Source organism: Cohnella luojiensis (genome assembly GCF_004564235.1).
Lineage (GTDB): Bacteria > Bacillota > Bacilli > Paenibacillales > Paenibacillaceae > Cohnella > Cohnella luojiensis.
In genome coordinates, this window is sequence record NZ_SOMN01000072.1 from 1 (window position 1) to 3,536 (window position 3,536).

The following is a 3,536-nucleotide window of genomic DNA, read 5'->3' on the forward strand; positions in this document are numbered from 1 at the left end:
CAATCCGCCTACTCCTCATGATTGTCGGTGATTCGTACACCACCCCCGCCAATTATATCTCTACATCTCCGTCATTACATATAAAAAATCGCCGCTCTACTTCCGACAACGGAAGTGAACGGCGACAGCATGCGCCCCTTGGTCCGGCAGAAGTTAGAGAAGAGGATTCGGAGTAGCAATTGGCAGTAGCAGGGAAGTAGAATCAGCCGGACACACCCGCACCACCTAACCGCATCGCGGCCGGTCACTTCGTGACCTTAAGGTGGTGGGGCGTCGTGAATACGGAGACGTTATCAGAAATTCTCGAAGTGCTTAAAACATATTCATATACATTAAGAAACCCGAATTTGTTGGAGGTCAGTTAATGAATGTAATCTTTTCGGAATATGGCATTGAAATAATCCAAAGAGATGGAAAACAATTTATTAATTTTGATGCCTGTGAAATAGTGGTTGAAATAATAGAGATAGAAATAACAGAAGAAGAATCACAAAAAGCTCAAAAAAGTGAAAAAGACGCTTATGAAGTAATAATTAAACTACAAAATGAAAAAAAACCATTTAGAAAATCATCTATTAAATTCGAACAGAAATTTGATTAGTTTTTCGAAGATGTCGAGAACTTCTGATAACACCATATTCACGCTTCGGGGGACAAGCCCCCTCGGTCCGGACCGGAGTCAGAAGTGGATTCGGGGAAGTTATTGACAGCAGCAGGGAAGCGAATTCAGCCGGACACATCCATTCCCCTAAGATAAGAGCTATCTAAGGGGAATGGACGTCGTGAATACACAAACGTTATGTGAAACCGCTTAAAGATTAAAGAAGAAGGTGATTGTATTTCTGCAGAAGTTATTTCAGAACAAATAAATGCTCAATTACCCAACATAAGATCTGGCACGTTAAGGTTTTATGGTGAACGGTTTGGTAGGCCAATGGATAACCATCATAGTATTATAAGGGCGGACTATAAAGAGAACTTGTTAATTTTAAGTTTTAATCAAAATGAAACATTATATATTAACCAACCAGAAGATTTTTTAATTTCACAAGGTGTTTTTATCATAAAGAGATCACTTGGATTGGTTTGGAATTGGTATTCATATGGGGAAGAACAAATAACCAAAAACTTAAGAGTATATAACTACATAGTTAATAATATTGAGGTAACATCAATAAAACTTGAAGGAGCAATTACAAATAAAAGAGCAGATGAAGGACAACCGGCAATAGAGATTTTATAGTATTTCAAAGGAGAAGCGGCATCACATAACACCATGTTCACGCTTCGGGGGACAAGCCCCCTCGGTCCGGCCGAGGCATTTGAAGAGGATTCGGGAAGTAACTCAAGCGAGGAAGTAGAATCAGCCGGACACATCCGCACCGACCAACCGCATCGCGGCCGCCACTTCGTGGCTTAGGTCGGTGGGACGTCGTGAACACATGAACGTTATGTGAAATTATCGTAATACAAGGGGCTGAACAATTGAGAGATTTCAATGCCATAACAAAATTATTTCTATTATTTCTGATATTAATTTTAGTATCTGTTGGATTCCCTTTATTTATTTTAATGGTTTTTGATATTATCTTTGCGGATTATTACTCAAAGGTGATTTTAGCTGGATTTTTACACTTAATCATTGGCGTTATAGCTATGATGGTAAATGCCACTAAATCTGTAATAATTTCAATTAATCATTTAAGAGGAAGAAGTCATAATAATTTATTTGATTCTAAGTTTTTTAAACAATTGGCTTTATTCTTTTTAGTAAGCATATTAAGTCAAATAGTTTTAAGTATTATATTTGAAAACCCTTTTTAAGACCCCCACCTTTCAGTTTCTTCTAAATAACTTGTTAGCAAAATCATGGATGACGATAACTTCACATAACACCATGTTCACGCTTCGGGCCATTCGCCCCTCGGTCCGGCCGAAGTTAGTAGTTGGTTCGAAGGGGCATTTCAGCAGCAGGGAAGCATGTTCATCCGGACACATCCATTCCCCTAAGATAGGAGCTATCTAAGGGGAATGGACGTCGTGAATACATTAACGTTATAAGAAATGGGCGAAGAGATGAAAAACACAATAAAAATTCTTTTGTTACATCTTTTGCTAAGTCTAATTGCATTCATTACTTATGTAACATTTGAAAGCTACTCGGGTATGTACTTTAGGACTTTTATATTTGTATTTGTACCCTTATTTAATATTTTTTTGGGATATAAATATGTGAAGGTAGAAGAATCAAAAAAACGGAGGTTAATCAGTCTTTCAGTTATTAGTCTGGTTGGTATTATTATTTGGTTTATTTGTTTTCTCAATTATATTAATGATGATATTAATGCAAGGATTGAGAGGGCCGTCGTTCCTATTGTGGTTCCATCTGAAGTAGTATGGATTTTTTATGGAATATATAATTTGTTTTTAGTTGCTGGATACTTTATTGCTGAATGGATAGATCTTGAGGGCTCCTTAGGTAAATATGAATTATCTTCTATTATTTTAGTTATCAATTTCATACCTTTATTCTTTATGTGGGTTGGATTTAGTATTAAGAAAATTATAAAAGAGCCATAATATAAAACTTAGTGTTAGTAGGTTCAATGAAGTCGCCCACTTCTTATAACACCATATTCACGCTTCGGGCCATTCGGCCCTCGGTCCGGCAGAAGTTAGAAGAGGATTCGAAGAGGCATTTCAGCAGCAGGGAAGATTAATCAGCCGGACACACCCGCACCACCTAACCGCATCGCGGCCGGTCACTTCGTGACCTTAAGGTGGTGGGGCGTCGTGAATACACGAACGTTATGTGAAATAACCGAGAGCGGTGAAGATCTTGAAAGAACAAGATGAACGAATGATTCCAAACAAGATTTACTTTTACATTCCAGCATCAATAATTTTTGCTTTTGTTCTATTGATTAGTTGTTTTATTGCTTTTGGATTTGAATATAACGAAAGATTCAAACCAGGATATATAGCTCCAGATTTAAATGATCAATTATTGGGTGCTTCAATTTTTTCTATTTATCTATTAATTGAATTTGGACTATTTCTATTATTCAATTATAAAAACTCACCTACAAGAAAACTGATAATAAGCAAATCAATAATAGACACAATAATAACAATAACAATAGGAACTCTCTTAAGTTCACCAATTCTAATGATTAATTACACCTAAAGAATTTTGATTGTCATTCAGGAAGTCGATTACTTCACATAACACCATATTCACGCATCGGGCCATTCGGCCCTCGGTCCGGCAGAAGTTAGATGTGGTTCGAAGAGGCATTTCAGTAGCAGGGAAGCGTTATTCAGCCGGACACATCCCACCACCTAACCGCATCGCGGCCGCCCTCCGGGCTTAAGGTGCTGGGACATCGTGAATACAAGAACGTTATAAGAAATCCCCGCAAAAAACTAACATATAAAAGAGAGAGTGAAATGAATGAACTTATTAATTCGAGAGATAAATGAAAATGATCCAATCATCATTTCACATGCCTTTAAAGAACAAGGATGGAATAAAC

The 3,536-nt window shown here is 37.4% G+C and carries 5 protein-coding genes; all 5 read left to right on the forward strand.

Annotated elements, in window-relative coordinates; genetic code table 11:
• Nucleotides 1-364 precede the first annotated feature (364 nt).
• The 5 genes from E2980_RS23645 (at nucleotide 365) to E2980_RS23665 (ending at nucleotide 3,187) form a co-directional block, all read left to right on the forward strand.
• Nucleotides 365-601, forward strand: coding sequence for a hypothetical protein (locus E2980_RS23645; protein ID WP_135154667.1), 237 nt, complete (start codon nucleotides 365-367; stop codon nucleotides 599-601).
• A 333-nt stretch (nucleotides 602-934) separates the two neighbouring features.
• Nucleotides 935-1,243 (forward strand): hypothetical protein, encoded by a 309-nt coding sequence (locus tag E2980_RS23650; protein ID WP_135154668.1) that lies wholly within the window; start codon nucleotides 935-937, stop codon nucleotides 1,241-1,243.
• 242 nt (nucleotides 1,244-1,485) lie between these two features.
• Nucleotides 1,486-1,824 (forward strand): hypothetical protein, encoded by a 339-nt coding sequence (locus tag E2980_RS23655; RefSeq protein WP_135154669.1) that lies wholly within the window; start codon nucleotides 1,486-1,488, stop codon nucleotides 1,822-1,824.
• A gap of 408 nt (nucleotides 1,825-2,232) precedes the next feature.
• A complete protein-coding gene (locus tag E2980_RS23660) occupies nucleotides 2,233-2,580 on the forward strand; it encodes a hypothetical protein (RefSeq protein WP_135154670.1) in 348 nt (115 codons plus the stop codon).
• Nucleotides 2,581-2,839: 259 nt separating this feature from the next.
• A complete protein-coding gene (locus tag E2980_RS23665; protein ID WP_135154671.1) occupies nucleotides 2,840-3,187 on the forward strand; it encodes a hypothetical protein in 348 nt (115 codons plus the stop codon).
• The last annotated feature ends 349 nt before the right edge of the window (nucleotides 3,188-3,536 follow it).